This window comes from Aeromonas sp. A35_P, from assembly GCF_002259925.1.
Classification (GTDB): domain Bacteria; phylum Pseudomonadota; class Gammaproteobacteria; order Enterobacterales; family Aeromonadaceae; genus Aeromonas; species Aeromonas dhakensis.
In genome coordinates, this window is sequence record NZ_NEVB01000213.1 from 1 (window position 1) to 25,996 (window position 25,996).

Sequence of the window (25,996 nt, forward strand, 5' to 3'; positions counted from 1 at the left end):
GATAAGGCCTATAGCAGCAGGGCTCTGCGGGCAGAACTCCGGCGCAGAAAGATAAAAGCGGTTATCCCGCAACGCAGCGACCAGCAACGGCACCATAAGGGACGTCCACTGGTGTTAGACAAAGCTCGTTATCGTAGGAGAAATGTGGTCGAACGGTGCTTCGGATGGCTGAAGAAGTTTCGCCGATTCTCAACGAGGTATGAAAAGCTGGCGGGAAGTTTTGCTGCTTTTATCAAGCTGGCTTTCTGCCTTCGTTACTTACGGGAACTATTGGTGGACAGAAAACCAGCATTTTGAGAACGCAGCCTAGGACACCCACCTTTCTGAGCCAGCCACGGCTCGGCTGGCTATCTCTGCAATCATGAATACTGTCCCCCAAAAAACAGTAACAGTTTGGCAATCGAGTAGTTTTTACCAGACAAACCGTTTGTGCAAACGTGGTAATGCCTGACACCGGAACATATGCCAAAAAATGGGGAGAAAACAGGGTACGACTAATAGATCAGAACGGTGGCTGGTGACATCGTTGTTGACCACAGCGGTGGGCGAACTGCCGGCAATGCGCCTTGTCTCCCACAACTCTGATCCCTTGTTGCCTAAACAGTGTCACCTGTTTCAGCCATCGGGCACCATCAAGTCCCAACCGCGCCAAGATTGGGGCCAAGTGGGCCGGAATATAACCTCGCTTGTCGGTCCGAATTGCACGGCCGGTCCAGTCCACCAGCATCAGATAGTCAGAAAAGGCGCAGGGCAGGCAGTCAGGTTCGCGCGTACCGGCAAACGGCAGCAATAGTGGTGGCAAAACATCAGTGCCGGGATCTTTCTCGAGACGCTGTTTGATACTGGTGTAATCACTCTGCTCGGGCCGGTCGGCCAATCCAGCTCGTATCGGATTGAGGTCTACATAGGCCATGCAGGCCAGAAGGGCTGACTCGGTGAGCAGGGCCTGGCTTTTGAAGCGCCCTTCCCAGAAATGGCCCTTGCAGCCATCTTCCCGATTGGCCTGCCGTGCCAGGGTTTCATTGAGCAACCGTACAAACCAGCTGATGGAATGAAGCCGCTCCCGCCATTCCTCTATCAGTTGCTGCACCACTATAAGTTCGGGCTCAATCAAGGATTCCCCTTGATACCAGCGCCGTACCAACAACGGCCACTGAAACAGCGCTACCCAGCGCTCGGCCACTTCCCGTTCGCTCCAACTGGAGGCGGTATCTTGCTCCACCTTGAGCACCAGGTGATAGTGGTTGCTCATCACCGCATAAGCACAGACGCTGATGGCAAATAGCCGCGACAGTTGGCCCAGCTTGTCGACTACCCACTGGCGCCTGTGCTCGTAACTCTGACCGGAATGGGCATCTTCCCCGCACAGAAAAGCCCGCCGCACACAGCGGCTGACCACATGGTAGTAAGGCGTGTCCTGCAGACTGATTTGACGTGAACGGGCAATAGTCATGGCTCCTCTCCCCGACAGTGACCTCTCATATCAAGCCAAATACAGCAGCACGCCGCTGTCAAAAAGGTGGGTGTCCCAATTTGAAGTGCAGAACCTTTTGTCGGCCAACCCCAGCCACCATAAAGGCTCGTACGAAAACCACCTCAAGGGAGATAGTTCAATACCCATATGGAGCACAACTGGCGGATGACATGATCTAGAATGTACGCTCTTTTTTATTCGGGATTCGATTATATGAAACGCGCTTTCTTCGCAGCTCTGACCATGCTGGCTGCACCAGCCATGGCCGAACAGACTGTTGCCCACCACTTCGCCATACTGGAATACCAGCGGATCATCGATGGCTGCCAAATGTATCGCCTCAATACCCCGCAAGGCGCGACCCTGCTGTTCGGACACAACTTCAATGACACCGGCGTCAATGCGGAAGGAGGTGCCTCTGCCGGTACCATGGATCTCTACTCCTACATGTATTCGGACCCGAAATATCGCAGCTACTCCCTGCGGGGCACCAATAATCTCTATCGGCCCTCCACCAGCGACTCTTATACCTTTATGACCCTCTCCGTCGGGGCCAGCAGATCACCCGACAACTTCATGTTGTCCCAGCGCAAGAACATCGAACGGGCGACCTCTTACTCCAGCGGCGATACCCAGCTCTCGATGCATTTCTACGACGGACAGGATCAGCCGAAATATGACAAAGCTATGCCGAAATATCTCTCGCTGTGCGGCAGTAATATTGCCTCCTTCGACTCATTGACCAGCCTTAGACTGCGCATCGCCAGCTCCACCATCAAGGTGCAGTACCCAAGATTCAACCAGCCTGCCGGGATCAAGGCCAGCAATGATCTGGTCAGCGAAGTCCAGCTCGCCTGGAGCAATGCCGACAACAGCTCCATCACGACCCGTCAGCATAAATACACCCGCATCTCCCGCGCCGAGAAGCTCGACAAGCAGCAAGATCAGAAGTTTGTCGAACTGGCCAAACTCGACATCAACGACGACCGCTATATCGACATCAATGGCGACCAGAATCCTCTGATCCCCGGCAAGGAGTATGCCTATCAGGTGCAGTACTGTGACGATTACGACTTCTGCGAAGCGAGCCCTCAGGTGATTGGCAAAGCCAATTAAGCATCCCGTTATCGAAGCAATAAAAATACCCCGCGCTCGGGGGATTTTTGTTTCCTGTTTATCCTGTTTGGCGAGCCACTGTCTGCGCCAGCAGCGCAGGGATGGGCTTCTCATCATCACGGTCACAGCAATGCCTAACAAGTGTTTCTATATCAGCAGCTTGTTGATTGCCTATCATTCGGGGGCTTGTAGCAGCCCCCGCTCTGGGATAGCCCCTGGTGAGCGTTCAGGCAGAAGGCGCGGTGTCCACCGCTGCCAGCAGCGCAGTGCCGTAGGAGTTGTCTATAGTGCAGCGCCATTGTCCATCGGCTTCTTTGCGAAACACATAGGTGGCGCGGCGGGTTTCATCAGTCAGGCCCCCTTGGCCATCCGGGTAATTGAGCCGGGTCTCCATGATCACCAGGGCATTGTCGGCCCCCTCGATCACCTCCATGGCGCCCTGATCCACCTTGAGCTGCCCTTGAAAGTAATCCGAGATGGCAGTGAAGGCACGGCGGATGGAGGGAATACCGCGCACCATCATGCCGGGCTTGACCACCAGGGCGGCGTCCTCGGCGTAGAAGGCCATCAGGGCGTCGAAATCACGCCGGGAGATGGCGGCGTCGCAGGTCTCGATAAGAGCACGAAGGGGATGCTGACTCATCTTCACTCCTTATGGGGCGGCTTGCCCGCCCTGTCACGGATAAAAGCAACGGATAGAAAAATCCCCCGAGGTCGGGGGATTGGCAATCAACTTAACCGAGCAGGAAGGCCCTTAGCGGGGCAAACTCCGCCGGCAGGTTGTGGGACAAGAGCGGCAGCACAGCGTGCTTGGCGAGCGGGCCGGGCAGCGGCACGTCCAGCCCCAGGATCTCGTCCACCGACTCCTTGAACTTGGCCGGATGGGCGGTGCAGAGGAACACCCCCACTTCATCCTCGGCCAGCTGTTTGCCCAGCAGATCCCAGGCAATGGCGCCGTGGGGTTCGCACAGGTAATCCAGCTGGTGCAGGCGCTGCAACGCATCCCGGGTCTGAGCATCGTCACGCATGCCTGACCCTAAGGTCTCCAGCGCCCAACCCTTGCGACGGCACAGCTCTTCTACCCTAGGCCAGTTGTTGGGGCGGCTCACATCCATGGCATTCGACAGGGTTGCGACCGTCTGGTGCGGATCCCACTGGCCGGTTTTCAGGTAGCGCGGCACGGTATCGTTGGCGTTGGTGGCAGCGATAAAGCGCTTCACCGGCAGCCCCAGCACCTTGGCAATCAGGCCAGCGGTGAGGTTGCCAAAGTTGCCGGACGGCACGCTGATGACTGCCTTGGCACGATCGGCTTTCGGCAGTTGGGCCACCGCCTCAAAGTAGTAGCAAACCTGGGCCAGCAAGCGGCTGATGTTGATGGAGTTGGCGGAGTTCAGACCAATCGCCTTTTTCAGCTCCTCGTCATCGAAGGACTGCTTCACCAGCGCCTGGCAGGCATCGAAGTCGCCGTCGATGGCGATGGTGCGGATGTTGCCCCCCAAGGTGCAGAACAGCGCCTCCTGCAGCGGGCTTATCTTGCCCTTGGGGTAGAGGATCACCACCTCGATCCCCTCCAGCCCGTAGAAGGCGTGGGCTACGGCGGCGCCGGTGTCGCCGGAGGTGGCGGTGAGGATAGTAATCTTGTCGTTGGTTCTAAAGGCCGCGAGGCACTGGGCCATAAAGCGGCCACCGAAGTCCTTGAACGCCAGGGTCGGGCCGTGGAACAGCTCAAGGGCATAGGTGTTGTCCTTGAGCTTCACCAGCGGCGCCGGGAAGGTGAAGGCCGCCTTGACCAGCTCGTGTACCTGAGGCGCGGCCACTTCATCCCCCAGCAGGTGGCTGAGGATGCGGGCGGAGCGCTCCACCAGCGGCAGCTCCAGCAGGGCATCGACGTCTGCCAGCGGCTCGAGCCGCTCGGGGAAGAACAGACCCTGTTCGCGGCCCAGACCCTGACGCACCGCCTGGGCGAAGCTCACCTGTTCACTCTTGTCCTTGATATTGTAAAGATTCATAGCTCGCTTCCTGTTACCCGTGCCCCGGCCATGTCGAGTTTGCAAACCCGGGCAAATCCATCTTCGTTCTGCACGAAATGTGCATCCATCCACTCTTTCATCCGCTCGGCCTGGGCCAGATCCTTCATCACCACGAACACGCTGGGGCCGGAGCCCGAGATGCCGGTGGCCAGCGCCCCGTTCTGGGCGGCCTGGGCCCGCACTTCGTTGAAGCCTTCAATGAGCGCCGCGCGGTAGGGCTCGGCAATCACGTCTTTGAGTACGCTCGCCGCCAGCCCCTCCTGCCCGGTGTAGCTGGCGTGCACGAAGGCGGCCAGCCGGCGGCCATAGGTGAGGCAATCCTGCCGGCGATACTGGGCCGGCAGAATGGCGCGGGCGGCAGCGGTGGAGACCACTGTGCCCGGGTAGCAGACCACCCAGTACCACTCGTCAAACACCGGGATACCCTGGCTGATGACGCCGTGCTCTTCCAGCACCAGCTGCATGCCGCCCAGATAGCAGGGTGCGACGTTGTCGTAGTGGACGGAGCCGGAGATCTTGCCTTCCATCTCCCCCATCAGCAGCAACAGGTCGTGTTCATTGAGGGGCGCACCGTGAAAGGCGTTGAGCCCTTCCAGTGCCGCCACCACGCTGCAGGCGCTGGAGCCCAGGCCCGAGCCCACCGGCAGGTTCTTCTCCAGCACCATTTCGAGCGGCTTGAGACCAAGGCCACGCTTCTCCAGCGCCTCGCCATAGGCGAGCCAGCAGTCATGGAGGATGTTCTTTTTCGGGTCAGCCGGCAACTTGTGGGCGTAACGGCCCACGGAGGAGAGGGCAAACGGCACATCGGCTGCCTTGACCTGGACGCGATCCCCGAGCAGGGAGCCATCCACGGGGGCGAGCGCCGCCCCCAGTACATCGAATCCCACGCTCAGGTTGGCGCTGGAGGCGGGAGCATAGGCCACCACGCTGCTGCTCTGGTACATGTCTGAACTCATGCTTACAACTCCTGCTTCCAGTTCTGGGTGCGCAACACGTCGGCAAAGACGCCCGCGGCGGTCACTTCGGTACCGGCGCCATAGCCGCGCAGCACCAGCGGGATCGGCTGGTAGTAGGTAGAGAAGAAGGCGAGCGCGTTCTCCCCGTCTTTGACCTTGAACAGCGGCTCGTCGGCGCCGACCGCCTTGATGGCGACCTTGCACTTGCCACCCTCGATGGAGCCCACGTAGCGCAGCACCTTGCCGTCACGCTGGGCCGCCGCGAACTGGTCGCGGAACCAGCCGTCAGCCTCCGGCAGGCGGGCCATGAAGGCTTCCACGTCGCCGCTCACATCAAAGCCCGGCGGCAGCGCCTGTTCTACCTCGACATCGGAGAGCTCCAGCGCCATGCCAGCCTCGCGGGCCAAGATCAGTAGCTTGCGCGCCACGTCCATGCCGTTGAGATCGTCGCGCGGATCCGGCTCTGTAAAGCCGTTGCCACGAGCAATCTTGGTGGCGTCGGAAAAGGCCATCCCCTCGTCCAGCTTGCCGAAGATAAAGGAGAGTGAACCGGACAGCACGCCGTCGAAGGCACGCAGCTTGTCGCCAGCCTTGATCAGGTTCTGCAGGTTCTCGATGACCGGCAGGCCAGCGCCCACGTTGGTCTCGTACAGGAACTTGCGGCGGGTCTGACGGGCGGTGCGACGCAGCGCCTTGTAGTAATCGAGCGAGCCGGTGTTGGCCTTCTTGTTCGGGGTGACCACGTGGAAACCGGCGGCGAGGAAGTCGGCGTACTGGACCGCGATGGCCTCGCTGGAGGTGCAATCGACGATCACCGGGTTGATGAGGTGGCTCTCCTCCACCAGCTTCTTCACCGCCTCCAGGCTGAAGCTGTCACGGGCTTCCACCAGCTGTTCACGCCAGTTGGCGAGGTTCAGGCCATCCTTGTTGACCGCCATCTGGCGGCTGTTGGCGATGCCTACTACCCGCAGGCCAGTGCCCTGCTCAGCCAATACCGGCTGCTGACGGGCAATCTGATCCACCAGGGCCGCGCCGACACCGCCGACCCCGACCACGAACAGGTCGATGAACTGCTGGCTGCCGAAGAAGTTCTGGTGGCAGGCCTTGATGGCTTCCGCCACCTTGCGATCCCGCACCACCGCCGAGATGGAGCGCTCGCTCGAGCCCTGGGCGATGGCGACGATGTTGATGGAGGCTTGTGCCAGCGAGGTGAAGAAGCGGGCCGCCATCCCCTTGGAGGTGCGCATGCCGTCACCGATGAGGGAGATAATCGCCAGATCCTGCATGATCTCCAGCGGATCCAGCAGCTGGTTCTTGAATTCGAGCTCGAACTCGCGCTCCAGCACCTTGCGGGTCTTGTCACAGTCATAGCTGTGGATACAGAAGCTGACGCTGTACTCGGAGGATGACTGGGTGATGAGGACGATGCTGACCCCGGCGCGGGAGACGGCGGAGAAGATGCGGCCAGCCATACCGACCATGCCCTTCATGCCGGGGCCGGAGACGTTGAACATGCACATGCCGGAAAGATCCGAGATGGCCTTCACCTTGAGATCGTCATCCCCCTGCTCGACGCCGATGAGGGTGCCCGGCCCCTGCGGGTTGAAGCTGTTCTTGATGAGGCAGGGAATGTGGAACTGGGCCACCGGCGCGATGGTTTTCGGGTGCAGTACCTTGGCACCAAAGTAGGAGAGTTCCATCGCCTCCTTGTAGGAGAGGGTTTTCAGCAGATAGGCGTCCGGCACCAGGCGCGGGTCGCAGTTGTAGCAGCCTTCGACGTCGGTCCAGATCTCGCAGCACTCGGCATCGACGCAGGCGGCCAAGACGGCTGCGCTGTAATCCGACCCGTTACGACCCAGCAGCACGGTTTCGCCCTTGTCGCTGCCACCGGTGAAGCCCGGCATCAGGTAAAGGCAGTCGCTACGCAACCCCTTGGCGGCGAAGCGCAGGCGGGAGGCTTCGATGTCGACGTGAGCTTCGAGGTAGCCGCCGTCGGTCACCAGCAGCTCTTCTGGCACAATGAGGTCCAGCTCGAGGCCGCGCACCCGCAGCAGTTCGTGCATGAAGGCGATGGAGAGGTTCTCGCCCCGGCTCAGGATGCGGGCCTGCACGTTGTCCGGGCAGAGTCCCAGCAGGCGGATGCCCTGCATCAGCCGCTCCACCTGATCCAGCTCGGCGGTGAGACGAGCCTGCAGCGCCTTGTCATCCAGCGCCGGATAGGCGGCCTTCAAGCCGGCCAGCAGGCGGGAGAAGATACCGTTGATTTCAAACAGGGTGCTGCTGGCATACATGCCGCGGCTGGTCTGCTCCACCAGGGCCACCAGGTGGTTGGTCACCTTGGCCGGTGCCGACAGCACCAGGGCAACCTGGGATTGGCCGTGGGTATTCACCGCGATATCGGCGACCCGTAAAAAACGCTCTGCATCGGCCAGTGACGACCCGCCAAACTTCAACACTCTCATCGCTATCTCCCTGTATTCCCTGCAAATTGATCCGCTAATCGGTCTAAAAACTGTCTGAAAACAACCCAACAAAAAAGGCCCGTACTGGGTGGGTACGGGCCTTTTTCTGATTTCTGTGCTTGTTCGTCAGCGCATCAACCGGCCCCAGTGCCACCTGTGGTGGTACCGGTAATAATGGTGGTGGTGATGATGATGACGCTGGTGAATAACTGCATGACGAACACTCTTGAACGAAGCTGGCTTTTAGCAATACCGCGCCGGGCGCCGGGCTGTCAACCTAAACCTCTTTGCCAAGTTTGCGGGCAAGGTCTTTGCAAAGCAGATGGAGCATGTTCAAATCCCGCTGCGGCAGCATGGGAACTCGGTCCATCACCCACTGATGCAGTTTTTCATCCTGCGAAACACCGAGATCACCAAGAATTTCTGCTGTTTTACTTTTAAGCACCCGAACCTGTCCGGCGTTATCAATATTTTCTGCTAGCACCTCGGGCTCATCGAGCAACTGGCTCAGCTCGTAGGCGTACAGCATGATCGCCTGGCCCAGGTTCAGGGACGGGTAGCTCACCTTGAGCGGCAGATAGCTGATGAGGTCGACCTGGGCCAGCTGCTCGTTGGAGAGGCCCGACTCCTCGCAACCAAACACGATGGCGACCTTGTCCAGCGACGGCTTGGCCTTGATCTGGTCGCGGATCTCGGCCGGAGTGAGGTAGTGCTGATAGCGGCCGCGCTGGCGGGCTGTGGTGGCCACCACCAGATCCATGTCGGCCAGCGCCTCTTCCAGGGTGTCGAACACCTCGGCCTGGGTCAGGATCTCCTGCGCACCGTGGGCCACCCAGCTCGCCTCCTCCTCTTCGTGCACCCGGCTGGCCACCAGTCGCATGGCATCAAAGCCCATGGTTTTCATGGCGCGGGCGGCGGCGCCCACGTTGGCAGGGCGGGCGGGGGCCACCAGCACAAAATAGAGTTTCATCGGGTCTTCTCCTGAGCAGGGCCGAACGTGCAAACCACAGCGGAACGTCGGCAAAACAGGGGCGCAATCTACCGTTTTCACCCGAAAATTGCCACTTGAACAGACGTTTGAATGTTGCCATAGTGGCCAGGAATGTGGACAAATTGCAGCCAATCCCAGGCGCCATCGGCCCGACAGATCACAAGGAAGAGAGAGATGCAGCAGCCATTGGAACAGGCCGTCGCCGAGACGATTCTGCAACGCTTCGAGTCGTTTTACAGCCGGTTTCTCGAAATCACCCAAGGCAGCAAGAGCCGTTTTGAAAACAGCGACTGGCTCGGGGTGCAGCTGGCGGGGCGCGAGCGCATCCGCCTCTATGACCACCACGTGGGGGCGACGGCCGGCTCCATCCGCCAGATGATGGGAGAGCACCACGCCACCCAGGAGTTGCTCAAGCGGGTCAAGGGGGCCTTCAGCGACCTGCTGCCCAAGTGCGAGAACTTCGAGGTGGCGGAGTCCTTCTTCAACTCCGTCTACCGCCGCATCTTTCGCCATCGCAACATCCGCGACGAGAACCTCTACATCCACCCCTTCGTCAGCCGCGGTGACAAGCCCGATCTGGGCGCGTTGCTGCGCATCTATCGCACCGATCTCGCCCACCTGCCGCAGACTCTGAGCCAGCTCTTGGGGGATTACAGCTTCACCCTGCCCTATGAGGACAAACAGCGGGATATTGTCGATATCCATCGTCATCTTGCCGAGAACGGGCCGCATATTCTGCACGATGAGCCCTTCGCCATCGAGCTATTGAGAGAGGTCTTCTACCGCAACAAGGGGGCCTATCTGGTGGGGCTGATCCGGGCAAGGGAGCAGGTCTTTCCCTTCATCCTGCCCCTGCTCAGCACCGGCCAGAGCATCTATGTGGATACCGTCATCTTCGAGCCGGATCTCGCCTCCATCGTGTTCGGCTTCGCCCGCGCCTATTTCATGGTCTATGCCCCGGTGCCGGCGCTGTTCGTCGCCTTTTTGCGCCAGATCATGCCCCACAAGCCGGACTACGAGATCTACAACGCCATCGGCTGCCAGAAGCACGGCAAGACAGAGCTCTATCGCCACTATCAGCACCATCTGGCCCAGAGTCGCGAGCAGTTCGTCATCGCGCCGGGCATCAAGGGAATGGTGATGAGCGTGTTCACCCTCCCCTCCTACGACGTGGTGTTCAAGGTGATCAAGGACGAGTTCACGCCCCCCAAGGACGTGAGCCACGAGCAGGTGAAGGCGAAGTACCGGCTGGTAAAGCAGCATGATCGGGTGGGACGGATGGCCGATACCCAGGAGTTCACCAACTTCGAGTTTCCCCTCGATCGCATATCGCCGGAGCTGCTGGCCGAACTCAAGGCGGTGGCCCCCTCGGCGCTCACCCTCACCGCCGACAAGCTGGTGATCAAACACCTCTACACAGAGCGCAAGATGATCCCGCTCAACCTCTATCTGGACAAGGCGGACGAACAGCAGACCCGGCTCGCGCTGGAGGAGTACGGCAACGCCATCAAGCAGCTGGCGGCGGCCAACATCTTCCCGGGGGACATGCTGTTCAAGAACTTCGGCGTCACCCGCCACGGCCGGGTGGTGTTCTACGACTACGACGAGATCTGCTACATGACGGAGTGCAACTTCCGCCAGATCCCGCCACCGCGCTACCCCGAGGACGAATGGAGCGCCGAGCCCTGGTATTCGGTCGCCCCCAACGACATCTTCCCCGAGGAGTTCGCCACCTTCCTGCTGCAAAAGCCGCAGGTGCGCGAGATCATGCTGGCGCTGCACAAGGAGATGTTCGACGCCAACTACTGGAAGATGCTGCAGAGCAACATCAAGGAGGGGGTGTTCGAGGACGTCTATCCCTACCGGCGCAAGAAGCGTTTCAAGTTCCAGCGTGGCGGCTAGCCGATCCGCCCTCGTTGCAAAAGGGAGTGCAAATAGCAAAAGGGACGCCATGGCGTCCCTTTCTGCATCCGGCTACGTGCGCTACGACAGCCTCTGACAAAAACGTCAGTTACTTGGCGGCAGGCATGGCGTCGAAGGTGAGCAGTGCCGCCTTGTTGGCGTCGCTCAGCACCAGCTGCTGGCCACTGATCTGGAAGCTCGCCACTTTCTCCAGCTTCTGCAGGTAGAGCATCTCCTTGCCGGCCAGCTCGCCCATGCACATCATGCGGGTCGAGCCCATGGGGCCCAGCGCCAGCACGCCGTCACCCTGCTGGGTGATACTGCCGAAATAGCGGTTGCAGCCGCCCTTGCCTGCGACCCTGTCACCGGCCACCTGCAGAGTGAAGGTGTCGCCGCTTGCGCCTTGCAGCTGCCAGGTAGAGGCTTGCAGTTGCGTCAGCTTGGAACCAGTTGCCATGGCGCAGCCTCCCAGGGCCAGCGCGGCCAGCAGAGTCAGTTTCTTGTTCATGGATTCACCTCTCGATATCAGCGAAATAGGGGAAGAAACAGGATGATGGGGGCCTGTGTATCATGAGAGCAGAGCAAATCAAAACTGTTTTATTGTGATTGGGGTTCCCTTTACTAACAGCTGGCATGTGCCATGCTTGTATTCCTGTTCCGGACCCAGGGAGGGGAAAAGAATGGTCAAATCATCCGTCATCGCACTCGTCTCATGCCTCAGCCTCACCGCCCAGGCCGCCGACTGGGATTTCCTCAAGAACGATACCGACAGCCAGCTCTACGTCAAAAGCTACTCAGGCGTGCTGCTCGGCAGTCAGACTCATCACAACGACAGTTTCGATCTCTGGCTCATCAATACCGGATATCAATATCCGCTGCACGATGGCGTCAGCCTCTACATGGAAGCAGGCCCGGCCATCGGCCCCAGCAGCGAGCAATCCGGCTACAACCTGAGCTCGGGGGTGCGCTACCAGCTCTCCCCCATGCTCAACATCGGCAGCCAGCTCAAACAGCTGGAGGTGAACAAGCCCAGCACCCTGCTGGAGCTCAATACCAGCCTGCTGCTGACCCCGCAACTGGCCATCACCGCCAACTACGGCGTCAGCGCCTTTCGCACCGAACAATCCCTCAGCGTCGGGGTCGGCTTCAACTTCTAGCGGATTCAGATAAGCCGGGTGGCGCTCACCAGTACGCCGTTGAGATCGGCGTAGACGTAGTCACCCGGATGTATGGTCACCCCGGCAAACGACACCACGGCATCCAGCTCCCCTTGTCCCCGCTTCTCGGTCTTGACCGGGCAGGGCGCCAGCGCCTTGACCCCCAGCGCCAGTGTCGCCAGCGTGCCCACATCGCGCACGGCGCCGTAGATCACGATTCCTTCCCAGCCCTGCTCCGCCGCCTTGATCGCCAGTTGATCGCCGAGCAGGGCGCGGCACAGGGAGCCACCGCCATCGATCACCATCACCCGCCCCTGCCCGGGCCGGTTGACCAGCTCCCGCACCAGGCTGTTGTCCTCGTAACAGGAGAGGGTGACCGCCTGGCCGTGAAACAGCGCCTTGCCACCAAAATTTTGAAACAGCGGCTCCGCCACCTGCAGGGCATCGCCGTACTCGTCACAGAGATCGGGCAGTAGATCCAGCATCATAAGTCTCCTTCCATGGGCATGAATTCGCTCATTCTTTCATCAAGCAGAGCCCCTGACAATCCAGTGGGATTCAATTCTGCCCAGATGGTGTGGCTCCCCCGCCAGCAACACCGGCAGCAGCCAGAGCTCCCCCTGCTCCACCCAATAGATGGCATTCTGGCCAAAGCGGGCCGCCAGTTGGATGGCCTCGCTGCGCGGGCAAGCCAGCAGCAGCGACGACTCCTGCCATGTTTCATCCAGCGAACTGCCCCGACAAGGCCCCATCACCTGCCAGCGAGGAACCGCCGCAATGGCCCGCCACAGGGCCCGCTGACGGCGGGTATTACGACGCATTCCCAGCTGGCGACTGGCCGGATTCCAGGCCGTCACTATGGCGTAGGCAGGCCATTTCGGCGCCGAAAAGGGTGCAATAAAGCAGATTTTTCTGTAGTTTTCCCACAAATTCATGTCAACCACATGTTACATTCCATTACATTTTATAGGGGCGAAAATGGGGGCAACCCCAAGTATCATGCTGTGAACTCAGGGTTTGACCTATATCAAACCAGAGTTAAAAAGTTGCTATCTGACGGCAAAGAGTGTTGTTATGCGCCTGTTAACTGATAAAATGCAGCCACTTTTGTAATGGACTACCTTTCCAGGCTTCTCTCGATCAGACTTATTGAGAGCCTATGTGTGGCACAGGGATGTTTGCCAACGCTGATGCCAAATTCGCGATAATCCGACCTGATATTCATACCCAGGATGACGTAATTAATTTTCAGGACCGGTCGGGTAACGCCAAAGAGTGTTAAAATTTAGATAATTAACTGATAAGAATCTGGGAATACTCATGCAAACACCACACATTCTGATCGTCGAAGACGAACTGGTCACTCGCAATACCCTGAAAAGCATCTTCGAGGCAGAGGGCTATATCGTGCTCGAAGCCAACAATGGCGACGAGATGCATCAGGCTCTGACTTCCCACACCATCAACCTGGTGATCATGGACATCAACCTGCCGGGCAAGAATGGCTTGCTGCTGGCACGCGAGCTGCGTGAGGACGACAACATCGCCCTGATGTTCCTGACCGGTCGCGACAACGAAGTGGACAAGATCCTGGGTCTGGAGATCGGTGCCGACGATTACATCACCAAGCCGTTCAACCCCCGTGAGCTGACCATCCGTGCCCGCAACCTGCTGAGCCGCACCATGAACGTGGCCGCCGGTGGCGAAGAGAAGAAACTGGTGGAGCGTTACCTGTTCAACGGCTGGGCACTGGACATCAACAGCCGCGCCCTGGTCAGCCCGGCTGGCGACATGTTCAAGCTGCCGCGCTCCGAGTTCCGCGCCATGCTGCACTTCTGCGAAAACCCGGGCCAGATCCAGACCCGCGCCGAACTGCTCAAGAAGATGACCGGCCGTGAGCTCAAGCCCCACGACCGTACCGTGGATGTCACCATCCGCCGTATCCGCAAGCACTTCGAGAGCGTCAACGACACTCCCGAGATCATCGCCACCATCCACGGCGAAGGCTATCGCTTCTGCGGCGAGCTGGAGCAGGAGTAATCCTCCCTCCTCCCGAGTTGAAAAGGCGCCGATGGCGCCTTTTCCATTTCTGCGCCTTTCAGGGTGGCCGAGCTGGCACTACCGCCGGCATCAAAAAACAGACAACAAAAAGCCCACTCGAAGGAGTGGGCTTTTTGCATGAAGGCTGGAGCGGGCAGCGGGAATCGAACCCGCATCATCAGCTTGGAAGGCTGAGGTAATAGCCATTATACGATGCCCGCCTGGCATCAAAACTTGCTTGGTGTGATGGGGAAACCCCACGACAGACAGCCGTTTCGGCTGAGGTGACAACGGCCTTGGCCATTATCAGGAATTTGGAGCGGGTGATGGGAATCGAACCCACGTATGCAGCTTGGGAAGCTACCGTTCTACCATTGAACTACACCCGCGTCAGGGCCTCTACTATATGCATTTTGCCGCCGAGCGCAATCACCTCGATACGTTTTTTTACCGTAAATCAATCTGTTCGACCAACTAATGAGCAGCAAGCCGCTTTTTCAATCAACCGTTTTCACAAGCCGGAATTTACAAGGTTGCCAAGCCTGGGGGGCGAGGATAGTCTTGCGCCACTCGACGCGAGGATGGTGGTAATGGATAAAAAAACGCAAAAACGACTCTATGGCTGGTTGCGCAATCAATCGAGCCACGGCCGGCGCTGGATCGGCCTCTCCATCGGCTTTGGCCTGGGTCAGGGCATCCTGATGGTGGCGCAGGCCTGGCTGCTGGCCACCCTGCTGCACGGCTTCATCATCGAGGGCACCACGCCGGCGCAATCCATCCCCCTCTTCATCACCCTGCTGCTGGTCACCCTCGGCAAGGCGGTGCTGGCCTATGGTCGTGAAGTAGCCAGCTTCAAGGCCGGCAGCGCAGTGCGCCAAGCCATCCGCGAGCTGGTGCTCACCCGCCTCGGCCGGTTGGGACCGGCCTACATCCAGCGTCGACCGGCCGGTAGCTGGGCCAGCCTGCTGCTGGAGCAGATTGAAAACATGCAGGATTTCTTCTCCCGCTACCTGCCACAGATGGCGATTGCCGTGTTCATCCCGGTGGTGATCCTGGTGGCCGTGTTCCCGGTCAACTGGGCCGCTGGCCTCATTCTGCTGGGCACGGCGCCCCTCATTCCGCTGTTCATGATCCTGGTGGGGGTCGGCGCCGCCGATGCCAACCGCCGCAACTTCCAGGCGCTGGCCCGTCTCTCCGGCCACTTCCTCGATCGCCTGAAGGGGCTGCGCACCCTGCAGCTGTTCATGCGCACCCAGGCGGAAGGGGATGCCATTCGCGATGCGTCGGAAGATTTTCGCGAACGCACCATGGAGGTGCTGCGCCTTGCCTTCCTCAGCACCGCCGTGCTGGAGTTCTTCGCCGCCCTCTCGGTGGCGCTGGTGGCCGTCTACTTCGGTTTCTCCTATATCGATCACCTGAACTTCGGCCACTATGGCAGCAAAGTCACCCTGTTTACCGGCCTGTTCGTGCTGTTTCTGGCTCCCGAGTTCTACGCCCCGCTGCGCGAGCTCGGCGCCCACTACCACGCCAAGGCGCAGGCCATCGGCGCCGCCGAACAGCTGCTGGAGTTCCTCGAGGCCGAGGTGACGGAACCCGCCTCAGGCAATGCGCCCTTCCATGCCGACTCCCCCATCAGAGTGGAAGCCCGCGCCCTGGAGGTGCTGAGCGCCGAGGGCAAGGTGCTGGTCGGCCCCATCGACTTCACCCTGGAAGCGGGTGCACGCACCGCCCTCATCGGCGTCAGTGGCGCCGGCAAGAGCTCGCTGGTCAACGCCCTGCTCGGCTTTGCCCCCTATCGCGGCGAGCTCAAGGTCAACGGCCAGGAGCTGGCCAGCCTCGACATGAGCCAGTGGCGCAGGCAGCTGGGCTGGCTCTCCCAGAACCCGCAGCTGTTCCACGCCTCGCTGCGCGACAACCTGCTGCTGGCCAACCCCGCCGCCAGTGACGGCGAACTGGAGGAGGCCCTGAAACGGGCTCAGGCGTGGGAGTTCGCCATGGAGAAGGGGCTCGACTATGCGGTGGGGGATCAGGCCGGCGGCCTCTCGGTCGGTCAGGCCCAGCGCCTCGCCCTGGCTCGAACCCTGCTCAAGTCCACCCAGCTGATGGTGCTGGATGAGCCGACCGCCAGCCTGGATCGCCACTCCGAGCGAGCCATCATGACCACGCTGGAGCAGGTCATCGCCAACCAGACCCTGCTGATGATCACCCACCGCCTCGATCAACTCACCAAGATGGACCAGATCCTGGTGCTGGAGCGCGGCAAGCTGGTGGAGCAAGGCAGCTTCCAGCAACTGAGTAGCGCGCAGGGGCCGTTCGCCCGCCTGCTCTCCCAACGTAACGAGGGTTCTCTCGATGACTGATCTCTTGCCGTTTCTGCGCCTCTATCGCCAGCATTGGCTGAGCCTCTCCCTCGGCCTGCTGCTGGCCCTGGTGACTCTGGTCGCCGGGATGGGACTGCTGTCGCTCTCCGGCTGGTTCCTCTCCGCCGCTGCCGTGGCGGGGATGGCGGTCGCCAGTCGCGACACCTTCAACTACATGACGCCGGCTGGCGGGGTACGCTTCTTCTCCATCATCCGCACCGCGGGCCGCTGGGGTGAGCGGGTGGTGAGCCACGACGCCACCTTCCGGGTGCTGACCCGGCTGCGGGTCTGGTTCTGGCAAAAGCTCTCGCCGCTCTCCACCGGTGCCCTGGCGGGCTTTCGCCAGGCGGATCTGCTCAACCGGCTGGTGGCCGACATCGACGCCATGGACCACGTCTACCTGCGGCTGGTCACCCCCATAGGCGCGGCCCTGCTCAGCACCGCCGGTCTGGTGTTCTTCCTCTCGCTGTTCGATGCCGACCTGGCCCTGATACTGGGCGCCATCCTGCTGTTCGGCATGCTGGCCCTGCCGCTGGTGTTCTACTTCCTCGGCCGCCAGCCCGGTCGCCAGCTGATCGCCGAGAAATCCAACCTGCGTACCCGTCTGGTGGACTATCTGGACGGTCAGGCCGAGCTGCAGATGTTTGCCGCCGCCCCCCGGGCGCGCGACGAGCTGCAGCAGGCCGAGCAGGCGCTGATCCAGGCCCAGGCCCGCATGGCCCGGGTGAGCGGGCTGGCCAACTGCTCGGTGCAACTGCTGAGCGGCTGGACCCTGACCCTGATGCTGTGGTTGGCCGGTCACGGGGTAGCAGGCGCCGCGCCGGATCCCATCACGGCGCTGATGGTGTTCGCCACCCTGGCCAGCTTCGAGGCGCTGATGCCGCTGGCCGGTGCCTTCCAGCACCTCTCAACCAGCCTCACCTCGGCCCGCCGCCTCAACGAGATCCTGCAGGAGGCCAAGGCCCCCGAGTGGGGCCACGAAGAGCGCCACGCGCCACAGGGGGCGCTGCAGATAAGCGACCTCTATTTCAGCTACCCAGGCAACCCGCAGCCGGTGCTGCGCGGCTGCACCCTGCAGCTGCAGGCCGGCGAAAAACTGGCGCTGCTGGGCCAGACCGGCTGCGGCAAGTCCACCCTGATGGGGCTGCTGACCCGTGAATGGCACCCGCAGGCCGGCAAGATCCTGCTCAATGGCAAGCCGCTTAACGACTACAGCGAAGGGGCGCTGCGCGCCTCCCTCTCGGTGGTGAGCCAGCGGGTGCACCTGTTTGCCGATACCCTGCGCGGCAACCTCAAGCTGGCCGCCCCCCATGCCAGTGACGAGCAGCTGGTACAGGTGCTGACCCAGGTCGGCCTTGCCAATCTGCTGGAAGATGACAACGGCCACAGCGACAGCGGGCTCGATGCCTGGCTGGGGGATGGCGGCCGGCCGCTCTCCGGTGGCGAGCGCCGCCGAATCGGCATCGCTCGCGCCCTGCTGCACGACGCCCCGCTCTGGCTGCTGGATGAGCCGACCGAGGGGCTCGACAGCCAGACCGAGCGGGAGATCATGGAGTTGTTGTTCAAGCTGGGGTCGGATCGCACCCTGCTGCTCATCTCCCACCGTTTGCTGGGACTGGAGCAGATGGACCGGATCGCCCTGATGGAAGAGGGGCAGATCCGCCTCTGCGCCCCCCATCAGACGCTGCTGGCAGACGACTACTACCGCAGCCTGCATCAGCGGCTGGCGCCGGCCTGATGAGCAACGAGAGAGGGGCGCCCGGTGCGCCCTCTCTCATGACAGCAGGCCAGTCATCTTTGCCGGCGGCGTGAAGCCGCACAGGCAACACACAGCCGGCTCCTGGTCACACCCCGCCCATACGGCTAAAAATGGGGCTGGTCGCCACCGTCGACTGGCCCCTATAATGGCCCCTTCGTTATTCCACAAGATGCCGACATGGAGCGCCTGCGCCTTGCTACTGTCCTCATCACCGACACAAGATATGAGACGATGAAACGCCTGATCCTGATGATGCCCCTGATTGCCTCCGGCTGCGCCGACTTTGCCTTCAACAGCAATCTGGACAAAGAGAACTTCGACGAGTACTTCAAGCCGGGCAGCGTTCAGATCTATGAACAGGGCCAGCTGGCCGATCTCAACTACCTCTACCTCGGTACCGTCGAAGGAGAGTCCTGCCAGAGCGATGCCAAGCAGCCGATCCCCAACGCCGGCGAGGCCCGCACCCTGGCCCGCCGCCGTGTGGCCGACATGGGCGGCAACGGCGTCACCTTCGACAAGTGCGCCGAATTCAGCGACACCCCGGGCTGCCTGAAGCAGGTGATCTGCTACGGTCAGGCGCTGAAAGTCGCCACCGAGAAATAAGCGCAACTGCAAGGAGCCTGCATGGCACTGGCCATCGTTCGCCTCGGCACACCCCGCCTGCCCGACGAGGGACTGCGGATCGGCACAGTGCGCCGCCCGCCCCGCGGCGTGCCCAAAACCGAGTTTGCCAGCCAGGATTGGTACGACGTCTGGTTCCCCAATCTCGCCCCCAGCAACGACACCATGAAGCTGGGTCAGGCTGCCGAGACGCCCGCCCAGTGGAGCGCCTTCTGCAAACAGTACAAGGCCGAGCTGGCCACCCCCGCCGCCAGGCACGATCTGGCGCTGCTGGCCGCCCTCTCCCACACCACCAACCTGTCGGTGGGCTGCTACTGCGAACAGGAGTCCCGCTGTCATCGCGCCATCCTGCGCGAGCTGCTAACCGCCGCCGGCGCCGCCATGCGCGCCGAGTAACGCCGCTCACATCAGACAGAAAAGGGCATCTCTCGATGCCCTTTTGCTTTGCTGCCGCACTTGTTGGCCTCTAGCGGACCAGCTGACGCAGCCGCGCCTCCTGCTCGGCGGTGATGCCGGCGGCCACCACGGCGTCTGGCGCACCGGCCAGCCACTCGGCCACATCCGCCACAGTCTCCTCCAGCGGCCGAAAGTTGAGACCCTGCACGATGGCCGCCTCGGCGCTGATGCGGCCATAGCCGGCATACTCGGGCTGGGCATTGGGCAACAGGGTCGGATAGCTCTGCCAGGGCTCCACCCCGGCGGCCAGCAGCGCGGGCCAGGGTGCCCACTCCGGCAGGATCGCAGTGGCGGGGGCCAGCCTGGCGGCCAGGCGATCCACCCAGTCGCTCAGTGCGATGCCCGGCTTGACCAGGTTGAAGATGCCGCTCAATTGCTGCTCGGCGGCCCGCAGCACGAACTCGGCGCAGTCGCGCACGTCCAGATATTGCAGCCGGTCTTCCCCCTGCCCCGGCAGCAGCCAGGGGCCGCCCCGCTGCACCCGCGTGATCCACCAGGCCAGCCGGCCGGTGGGATCATGGGGGCCGCACAAGACGCCCGGGCGCAAGATGCAGAGCCGCTCGCCCCAACGGGCGCGATAGATCGCCTCGCACAGCACCTTGAGGGGGCCGTAATCTTCCGGCAGCTCCCCCTCGGCCATCTCGTGCAGCGGCGCCGACTCATCCTGCCCGGGTTGGGCGAAGTCGCGATAGACACTGATGGTGGAGATGAAGATCAGCCGTTCGCAGCGCCCGAGCAGGGCGGCCGAGAGGTTCGCCGCCTGTTCGGGACGATAGCAGCAGGTGTCGATGGCCAGATCCCAGCCATCCTGATGATGATGCAGCGGGGTCAGGTCCTGATCCCGGTCCCCCTGCAACTGGGTCAACTCGCGCCAGTCCGGATGCTGGCGCCGGCCGCGATTGAACAAGGTCACCTCGTGGCCCCAGTCCAGCGCCAATGAGGCGAGATGGCGACCCAGAAATCCGGTGCCGCCGATGATCAGCAGTTTCATCCCTGTCTCTCCTGTGCGGCGCGGCCCATCCTCGATGGCCACGCCGGTTGTGCCGGCCCGTCCTGCCGGCGGACGAGCCTTTCACTCTTCCTGCGCCCACCCTACGCAAGTTGGCGGCGCGATACAGCCTTCGGGCGGCCGGGATGGGAGCAAGATCACGGCAAGCGTGTACGCCTGCGTTTTAAGGGCTGCTGTGCTACATTGCCGGGGTTTTCAGTCAGGATCCGCCATGAAGTTCGAAATCGACACCCTGGGTATCATCCACTCTCCCTACAAGGAGAAGTTCGCCATCCCGCGCCAGCCCGGTCTGGTCAAATCGGCCCGCGCCCGCCTCGAGCTGCAGCCCCCCTACGATCAGCCGGACGTGCTGCGCGGCATCGAGCAGTTCTCCCACCTCTGGCTCAGCTTCGTGTTTCACCAGACCATGGCGCAGGGCTGGCACCCGACGGTGCGCCCGCCGCGCCTGGGCGGCAACGAGCGGGTCGGGGTGTTTGCCACCCGCTCCACCTTTCGTCCCAACCCGCTCGGCCTCTCGGTAGTCGAGCTGCACGGGGTCGGCCGTGAGCGCGGCAAGCTCTGGCTCGAGCTGGGGGCGGTGGACCTGCTCGATGGCACCCCCATCGTCGACATCAAGCCCTATGTTCCCTATGCCGACAGCCTGCCGGATGCCCGCGGCGGTTTCCGCCCCCGACGCCCCCACCCCGCCGCTGGCGGTGAGTTTCAGCCCAGAGGCAGAACTGCAGCTGCAACCCTGGCTCAAGGCCCATCCCGAGCTGCGCCTGCTGGTGAGCGAGGTACTGGCCCAGGATCCCCGCCCCGCCTACAAGAAGGGCAAGCCGGATGACAAGGAGTACGGCGTCAGGCTGTTTGACTGCAACGTGCGCTTTCGCATCAGCGAGCCCAATTGCCTGGTGCTCGCCATCGAGCCGGCCCAGTGAGCCAGCCATAAAAAAACCACCCGTTCGGGTGGTTTTTTGTCAGTCATGATCCTTGTGCCTGAGGGCAATCTGGCGAAATTCCTCCTCGCAAGCGAGGAAGGCGTCGACGATGGCCGGATCGAAATGGTGGCCACGCCCCTCCACTATGATGGTTCTGGCCTGCTCATGGCTGAAGGCGGGCTTGTAGACCCGTTTCGAGATGAGGGCGTCGTAGACATCCGCCAGCGCCATCAGCCGGCCCGACAAGGGGATCGCCTCCCCCGCCAGCCCGGCCGGATAGCCGCTGCCATCCCACTTCTCGTGGTGAGTGAGGGAGATCTCTCGCGCCAGCCGCAGGAAGGAGTTGGAGCCGAGCTGGGCTTCGGCGCTCGCCAGCGCGTCGGCGCCAATCTGGGGGTGGCGCTTCATGATGGCGAACTCCTCGTCCGTCAGCTTGCCCGGCTTGAGCAGGATGGCATCGGGAATGCCCACCTTGCCCACGTCGTGCAACGGCGCCGACTTGAACAGCAGATCGATGGTGGCATCGTCCAGCGGATAGCGATCCCAGTCGCTGCGGCTCAACTGCTCCGCCAGCACCTTGACGTAGAACTGGGTGCGGATGATGTGGGCGCCGGTCTCGTTGTCGCGGGTCTCCGCCAGCGAGGCGAGCCCCAGGATGGCCACGTCCCGGGTCAGGTTGAGCTCGTCCTGGCGCGCCTTCAGCTCGCCAATCATCTGGTTGGTGCCGGCGGCAATCAGGCCGAACTCATCGTCCCGGATCACCGGTACCCGCGCCTCCAGATCGCCGCACTGCACCTGCGCCATGGCGCGAGTCTGATGCATCAGGGAGAGGGTCAGGTTGCGGCCATAGCCGCGAATGATGAGCCAGAGATAGCCGAAGGTCACCATCATCACGAAGGCGATCTCCAGCAAGATGTAGTGCTGGGCATCGAGCCGCGGCAGGCTCTTGTCCACTGTGACCAGCCACTCCAGATCCTTGTTGAACAGCAGGAAGAACACAGCGCCAAGCAGGGTCAGGGTGGTGAAGGCGAACAGGGAGAACTTGCGGGAAACCGGCATGGCCAGCGGCTGGTTCAGCACCAGGCAGGCCTGATGCTCCCGCAGCTTGGCCCGCTGCCAGTCCCGCTGCAGCGAGAGATCCGCCGCCACCAGGAAGCCCAGGGTGCTCATCCCCAGCAGGATCTTGAGGTGGCTCTCCAGCGGAAAATCATACCGGATGCCGTTGTAGCCAGAGAGCAGCAAGGCCCCCAGCAGGTAGAAGCCCACCTCCAGCCCGAAGCCTCCCAGCCCCTGACCGGACAGCGTCACCTTGCGCAGCAGTTGATCGCGCAGGACAAACATGATGGCAAAGGTCACCAGCGCGGGCCCCAGCAGCTGGGGCAGCGTCAGGCTCTCCAGAAATGGGCAGACCTGCAGCCCGTAAAGACAAAACAGTGACAGCGTCACCCCGTAGTGAAGGGCGCAGCGCCCCGTGATCCTCTGCATGATTCCACCCAAACCTTATCGTCATGACGGCGGGGAGATGACCCCGCCCCTCACAGGCGCCGCAACAACAGGCTCCCGATCGAGTAGCCGGCGCCAAACGAGCAGAGCACACCGCGGGCCCCCGCGGGAAGGTCGCGATTGTACAGATGGAACGCGATAATGGAACCCGCCGAGCTGGTGTTGCCGTAGCTGTCGAGGATCACCGGCGCCTCCTGCTGGCTGGCATCGTGGCCGAGCAGCTTGCGGGCGATGAACTGGTTCATGGTCAGATTGGCCTGATGGAGCCAGAGCCGGTTCAGGGAGTCTGCCGCCCAGCCCTGCTCATCGAGTTGGCCGGCGATCTGGTCGCACACCAGCGGCAGCACCTCCTTGAACACCTTGCGCCCCTGCTGGCGGAACAGCTTGTCATCGCCGTAACGGGTGCGCGGGCTGAGCCGGTTCAGGAAACCGAAGTTGTTGCGGATGTTGTTGGAGTACTGGGTCACCAGCTTGCTGGCCACCAGTTGCCAGGGGTTGGCCACCTGACAATCGGCCTCCCGCTCCAGCAGCACGGCGGTGCAGGCGTCACCGAAGATGAAGTGGCTGTCTCTGTCACGGAAGTTGAGGTGCCCAGAGCAAATCTCCGGGTTGACCACCAGTGCGAGTCTGGCGGTGCCGGCCGCCAGCATGTCCGCCGCCGTCTTGATGCCGAAGGTGGCGGAGGAGCAGGCCACGTTCATGTCAAAGGCCATGCCGCTCGCCCCCAGATAGTGCTGCAGCTCGATGGAGAGGGCCGGATAGGGGCGCGGCATGTTGGAGGCAGCGACGATCACCAGATCTATTTCCCCCGGCTCGCGTCCGGCGGCGATCAGCGCCTGCTCGGCGGCGGCCACCGCCATCTCCACCATGATGGAGGGCTTGTCATCGGGCCGCTCGGGCAGCAGCGGCTGCATGATGTCCGGATCCAGCACCCCCTCCTTGCTCACCAGATAGCGGCTCTTGATGCCGGAAGCCTTCTCGATGAATTCGCTGCTCGAATGCTGTTTCGCAGGCAGCTGGCCGGCGTCGATGGCGGAGGCGTTCTCCTCGTTGTAGAGATCCACGTACTGGTTGAAGGCGGCCACCAGCGCTTCGTTGCTGACGGCAAAGGGAGGGGTATAGAGGCCTGAGCCACTGATCACGATAGAGGTCATCTTTGCTCCTCGCCGGGTTCACTCCCGGCTTGTTGGTCTGTTCGGGTAGAGAGGGTCACAGCTGGTCGATGGCCGCCGCCAGACCCGCCAGGGTCAGCGGGTGCATGCGCCCGCCGATCAATTCGTTCATCAGCTTGATGGAAGGGTGCCAGAGCCACTCCCGGCGCGGGGTGGGATTGATCCACACCAGCTTGGGAAAGTGCTGCTGCAGGCGGGCCAGCCACACCTGGCCGGCCTCCTCGTTCCAATATTCGACACTGCCGCCGGGCCAGGTGATCTCGTAGGGGCCCATGGTGGCATCCCCCACCAGGATCACCTTGTAGTCACTGCCGTAGGTGCGCAGCAGGCGCAGGGTATCGAAGCGCTCCTCGTGCCTGCGGGCGTTGTCTCGCCAGACAAAGTCGTAGAGACAGTTGTGAAAATAGAAGTACTCCAGGTGCTTGAACTCGTGGCGCAGAGCAGAGAAGAGGCGTTGCACCTCGGCCACGTGGGCATCCATGGAGCCTCCCACGTCGAAGAAGACCAGCAGCTTGACCCCGTTGTGGCGCTCGGGTCTGAGCTTCACATCGAGCCAGCCCTGCCTGGCCGTGCTCCGGATGGTGTCGTCGAGATCCAGCTCGTCCGGGTTGCCCTGGCGCACCCAGCGCCTGAGTTTGCGCAGCGCCAGCTGGATGGCCCGTTGCCCCAGCGGCGAATCGTCGCTGAAGTTGCGATAGTGACGCGCCTCCCACACCTTGACCGCCTTGCCATGCTGGCCCTCTCCCCCCATGCGGATCCCTTCCGGGTGAAAACCGCCGTGGCCGAACGGGCTGCTGCCACCGGTGCCGACCCACTTGTTGCCGCCGGCGTGGCGCTCCTTCTGTTCGTTCAAGCGCTGGTTGAGGGTCGCCAGCAGCTGATCCAGCCCGCCAAGGGATTGGAGCAACGCCTTCTCCTCGGCGCTCAATAGCCGCTCGAACTCCTTGCGCAGCCACTCATCCGGCAGGCTCTCCGGCAGCAGGGGGATGGCGGCCAACCCTTCGTAATACTCGGCGAAGGCGCGATCGAAGCGATCATAGTGAGCCTCATCTTTTACCAGCAGACAGCGGGATAGTTGGTAGAACTCGTCCATGTCGAGGCTGGCCAGCCGGGTTGCCAGCGCCCCGTGCAAGTCCAGCAGTTCGCGCAGGCTGCAGGGGAGCTGGTGGCGACGCAGGTGGGTAAAAAAGTCGATCAGCATCTAGCTACCACGGCGGGCCAGAAAGGCGAGCTTCTCAAAGAGATGCAGGTCCTGCTCGGTCTTGAGCAGGGCACCGTAGAGGGCGGGCACCAGCTTGCCGGGCTCGCGGGCGCGCATCACCTCGGGGGAGATGTCGTCAGCCAAGAGCAGCCGGATCCAGTCCAAGAGTTCCGAGGTGGAGGGCTTCTTGCGCAGCCCCTCTACGTCCCGCAGCTCGAAGAAGAGATCCATCGCCTCGCCGAGCAGGCTCTCCTTGAGGTCGGGGTAGTGAAGTTTGACGATGGCCTGCATCTCGGCCTTGTCGGGGAAGCGGATGTAGTGAAAGAAGCAGCGGCGCAGGAAGGCGTCCGGCAACTCCTTTTCATTATTGGAGGTGATGATGACCACAGGGCGCTGACGGGCCTTGATGCGCTCGCCGGTCTCGTAGACGTCGAACTCCATCCGATCGAGCTCCTGCAGCAGATCGTTGGGAAACTCAATGTCCGCCTTGTCGATTTCATCGATAAGCAGCACAGGGCGCAGGTCGGCAGTGAAAGCCTGCCACAGCTTGCCGCGGCGGATGTAGTGGCCTATCTCCCCCACCCTGGGGTCGCCGAGCTGGGAGTCCCGCAGCCTGGCCACCGCATCGTACTCATAGAGCCCCTGCTGGGCCTTGGTGGTGGATTTGATGTGCCAGGCGATAAGCTCGGTGCCCAGATGGCTGGCCACGGCCTCTGCCAGCTCTGTCTTGCCCGTGCCGGGTTCACCCTTGATGAGCAGCGGCTTCTCCAGCACGATGGCGGCATTGACCGCCATCTTGAGCGCCTCTGAGGCGAGATAGCGATCGCTTCCTGCAAATCCCATAACGTCCATTCCTTTGACGACGAG

Annotated in this window: 23 protein-coding genes, 2 tRNA genes, 1 pseudogene and 1 other annotated feature; of the genes and pseudogenes, 10 read left to right on the forward strand and 16 right to left on the reverse strand. The window is 61.9% G+C overall.

Annotated elements, in window-relative coordinates:
* On the forward strand, positions 1–297 hold a 297-nt coding region (locus tag CAK78_RS16000), incomplete at its 5' end, for a transposase (protein WP_141214114.1).
* A 205-nt stretch (positions 298–502) separates the two neighbouring features.
* On the opposite strand, the gene CAK78_RS16005 is transcribed toward CAK78_RS16000, so the two are convergent.
* Complete coding sequence (locus tag CAK78_RS16005) at positions 503–1,453, reverse strand: transposase (protein WP_094697923.1); 951 nt, start codon at positions 1,451–1,453, stop codon at positions 503–505.
* Positions 1,454–1,687: 234 nt separating this feature from the next.
* Between CAK78_RS16005 and CAK78_RS16010 the strand changes: the two genes are divergently transcribed.
* Complete coding sequence (locus CAK78_RS16010; protein ID WP_094697924.1) at positions 1,688–2,590, forward strand: hypothetical protein; 903 nt, start codon at positions 1,688–1,690, stop codon at positions 2,588–2,590.
* 226 nt (positions 2,591–2,816) lie between these two features.
* On the opposite strand, the gene CAK78_RS16015 is transcribed toward CAK78_RS16010, so the two are convergent.
* From CAK78_RS16015 to CAK78_RS16035, 5 genes are all read right to left on the reverse strand, one after another.
* Entirely contained in the window at positions 2,817–3,233 is a 417-nt protein-coding gene (locus CAK78_RS16015) for a YybH family protein (RefSeq protein ID WP_094697925.1), read from the reverse strand.
* Positions 3,234–3,324: 91 nt separating this feature from the next.
* On the reverse strand, positions 3,325–4,599 hold the full coding sequence (gene thrC / locus CAK78_RS16020; protein WP_094697926.1) for a threonine synthase: 1,275 nt from the start codon (positions 4,597–4,599) through the stop codon (positions 3,325–3,327).
* Positions 4,596–5,576, reverse strand: coding sequence for a homoserine kinase (thrB, locus tag CAK78_RS16025; RefSeq protein ID WP_094697927.1), 981 nt, complete (start codon positions 5,574–5,576; stop codon positions 4,596–4,598). Before thrB ends, thrC begins: the two co-directional genes overlap by 4 nt.
* Before the next feature lie 2 nt (positions 5,577–5,578).
* On the reverse strand, positions 5,579–8,038 hold the full coding sequence (thrA, locus tag CAK78_RS16030) for a bifunctional aspartate kinase/homoserine dehydrogenase I (protein WP_094697928.1): 2,460 nt from the start codon (positions 8,036–8,038) through the stop codon (positions 5,579–5,581).
* Positions 8,039–8,106: 68 nt separating this feature from the next.
* Positions 8,107–8,240: a sequence feature (Thr leader region), on the reverse strand.
* 75 nt (positions 8,241–8,315) lie between these two features.
* A complete protein-coding gene (locus CAK78_RS16035; protein ID WP_094697929.1) occupies positions 8,316–9,008 on the reverse strand; it encodes a tRNA/rRNA methyltransferase in 693 nt (230 codons plus the stop codon).
* A gap of 195 nt (positions 9,009–9,203) precedes the next feature.
* Here CAK78_RS16035 and aceK point away from each other — a divergent pair, with 195 nt between their 5' ends.
* Complete coding sequence (aceK, locus tag CAK78_RS16040; protein ID WP_094697930.1) at positions 9,204–10,931, forward strand: bifunctional isocitrate dehydrogenase kinase/phosphatase; 1,728 nt, start codon at positions 9,204–9,206, stop codon at positions 10,929–10,931.
* Between the two features lie 109 nt (positions 10,932–11,040).
* Here aceK and CAK78_RS16045 read toward each other — a convergent pair whose 3' ends face one another.
* The gene (locus CAK78_RS16045; protein ID WP_094697931.1) at positions 11,041–11,439 is read right to left on the reverse strand and encodes an META domain-containing protein; all 399 of its coding nucleotides are present in this window, start codon (positions 11,437–11,439) and stop codon (positions 11,041–11,043) included.
* A 172-nt stretch (positions 11,440–11,611) separates the two neighbouring features.
* On the opposite strand from CAK78_RS16045, the gene CAK78_RS16050 reads away from it, so the two are divergent.
* Positions 11,612–12,088, forward strand: a complete 477-nt coding sequence (locus tag CAK78_RS16050; RefSeq protein WP_017765734.1) for a hypothetical protein — start codon at positions 11,612–11,614, stop codon at positions 12,086–12,088.
* 5 nt (positions 12,089–12,093) lie between these two features.
* On the opposite strand, the gene CAK78_RS16055 is transcribed toward CAK78_RS16050, so the two are convergent.
* Both CAK78_RS16055 and CAK78_RS16060 read right to left on the reverse strand, forming a co-directional pair.
* The gene (locus tag CAK78_RS16055; RefSeq protein ID WP_094697940.1) at positions 12,094–12,573 is read right to left on the reverse strand and encodes a putative 4-hydroxy-4-methyl-2-oxoglutarate aldolase; all 480 of its coding nucleotides are present in this window, start codon (positions 12,571–12,573) and stop codon (positions 12,094–12,096) included.
* Positions 12,574–12,615: 42 nt separating this feature from the next.
* Positions 12,616–13,032: a DUF3293 domain-containing protein gene (locus tag CAK78_RS16060; RefSeq protein WP_042009062.1), complete on the reverse strand. Its 417-nt coding sequence runs from the start codon at positions 13,030–13,032 to the stop codon at positions 12,616–12,618.
* 376 nt (positions 13,033–13,408) lie between these two features.
* On the opposite strand from CAK78_RS16060, the gene arcA reads away from it, so the two are divergent.
* Positions 13,409–14,128, forward strand: coding sequence for a two-component system response regulator ArcA (gene arcA / locus CAK78_RS16065; protein ID WP_011706824.1), 720 nt, complete (start codon positions 13,409–13,411; stop codon positions 14,126–14,128).
* 146 nt (positions 14,129–14,274) lie between these two features.
* On the opposite strand, the gene CAK78_RS16070 is transcribed toward arcA, so the two are convergent.
* Positions 14,275–14,349, reverse strand: a tRNA-Gly gene (locus CAK78_RS16070).
* Positions 14,350–14,443: 94 nt separating this feature from the next.
* A tRNA-Gly gene (locus CAK78_RS16075) sits at positions 14,444–14,517 on the reverse strand.
* Positions 14,518–14,718: 201 nt separating this feature from the next.
* Between CAK78_RS16075 and cydD the strand changes: the two genes are divergently transcribed.
* The 4 genes from cydD (at position 14,719) to CAK78_RS16095 (ending at position 19,264) form a co-directional block, all read left to right on the forward strand.
* Positions 14,719–16,488, forward strand: coding sequence for a heme ABC transporter permease/ATP-binding protein CydD (gene cydD, locus CAK78_RS16080; RefSeq protein ID WP_094697932.1), 1,770 nt, complete (start codon positions 14,719–14,721; stop codon positions 16,486–16,488).
* Complete coding sequence (cydC, locus tag CAK78_RS16085; protein ID WP_094697933.1) at positions 16,481–18,226, forward strand: heme ABC transporter ATP-binding protein/permease CydC; 1,746 nt, start codon at positions 16,481–16,483, stop codon at positions 18,224–18,226. Before cydD ends, cydC begins: the two co-directional genes overlap by 8 nt.
* A 252-nt stretch (positions 18,227–18,478) precedes the next feature.
* The gene (gene rcsF / locus CAK78_RS16090) at positions 18,479–18,850 is read left to right on the forward strand and encodes an Rcs stress response system protein RcsF (protein WP_010633326.1); all 372 of its coding nucleotides are present in this window, start codon (positions 18,479–18,481) and stop codon (positions 18,848–18,850) included.
* Positions 18,851–18,871: 21 nt separating this feature from the next.
* Positions 18,872–19,264, forward strand: a complete 393-nt coding sequence (locus CAK78_RS16095; protein ID WP_094697934.1) for a DUF488 domain-containing protein — start codon at positions 18,872–18,874, stop codon at positions 19,262–19,264.
* A gap of 70 nt (positions 19,265–19,334) precedes the next feature.
* Here CAK78_RS16095 and CAK78_RS16100 read toward each other — a convergent pair whose 3' ends face one another.
* Positions 19,335–20,315, reverse strand: coding sequence for an NAD-dependent epimerase/dehydratase family protein (locus CAK78_RS16100; RefSeq protein WP_094697935.1), 981 nt, complete (start codon positions 20,313–20,315; stop codon positions 19,335–19,337).
* Positions 20,316–20,544: 229 nt separating this feature from the next.
* On the opposite strand from CAK78_RS16100, the pseudogene tsaA reads away from it, so the two are divergent.
* Positions 20,545–21,253, forward strand: a pseudogene (gene tsaA / locus CAK78_RS16105) (tRNA (N6-threonylcarbamoyladenosine(37)-N6)-methyltransferase TrmO).
* Positions 21,254–21,292: 39 nt separating this feature from the next.
* Here the strand turns inward: tsaA and CAK78_RS16110 are convergent.
* Genes CAK78_RS16110 through CAK78_RS16125 form a run of 4 tightly spaced genes read right to left on the reverse strand, consistent with a single transcriptional unit; the run spans position 21,293 to position 25,972 of the window.
* Positions 21,293–22,738, reverse strand: coding sequence for an HD domain-containing phosphohydrolase (locus tag CAK78_RS16110; protein WP_094697936.1), 1,446 nt, complete (start codon positions 22,736–22,738; stop codon positions 21,293–21,295).
* Positions 22,739–22,788: 50 nt separating this feature from the next.
* Entirely contained in the window at positions 22,789–23,910 is a 1,122-nt protein-coding gene (locus CAK78_RS16115) for a beta-ketoacyl-ACP synthase III (RefSeq protein WP_094697937.1), read from the reverse strand.
* Between the two features lie 55 nt (positions 23,911–23,965).
* Entirely contained in the window at positions 23,966–25,129 is a 1,164-nt protein-coding gene (locus tag CAK78_RS16120) for a vWA domain-containing protein (RefSeq protein WP_094697938.1), read from the reverse strand.
* Complete coding sequence (locus CAK78_RS16125; protein WP_094697939.1) at positions 25,130–25,972, reverse strand: AAA family ATPase; 843 nt, start codon at positions 25,970–25,972, stop codon at positions 25,130–25,132. It lies immediately after the preceding gene.
* Between the last annotated feature and the right edge of the window lie 24 nt (positions 25,973–25,996).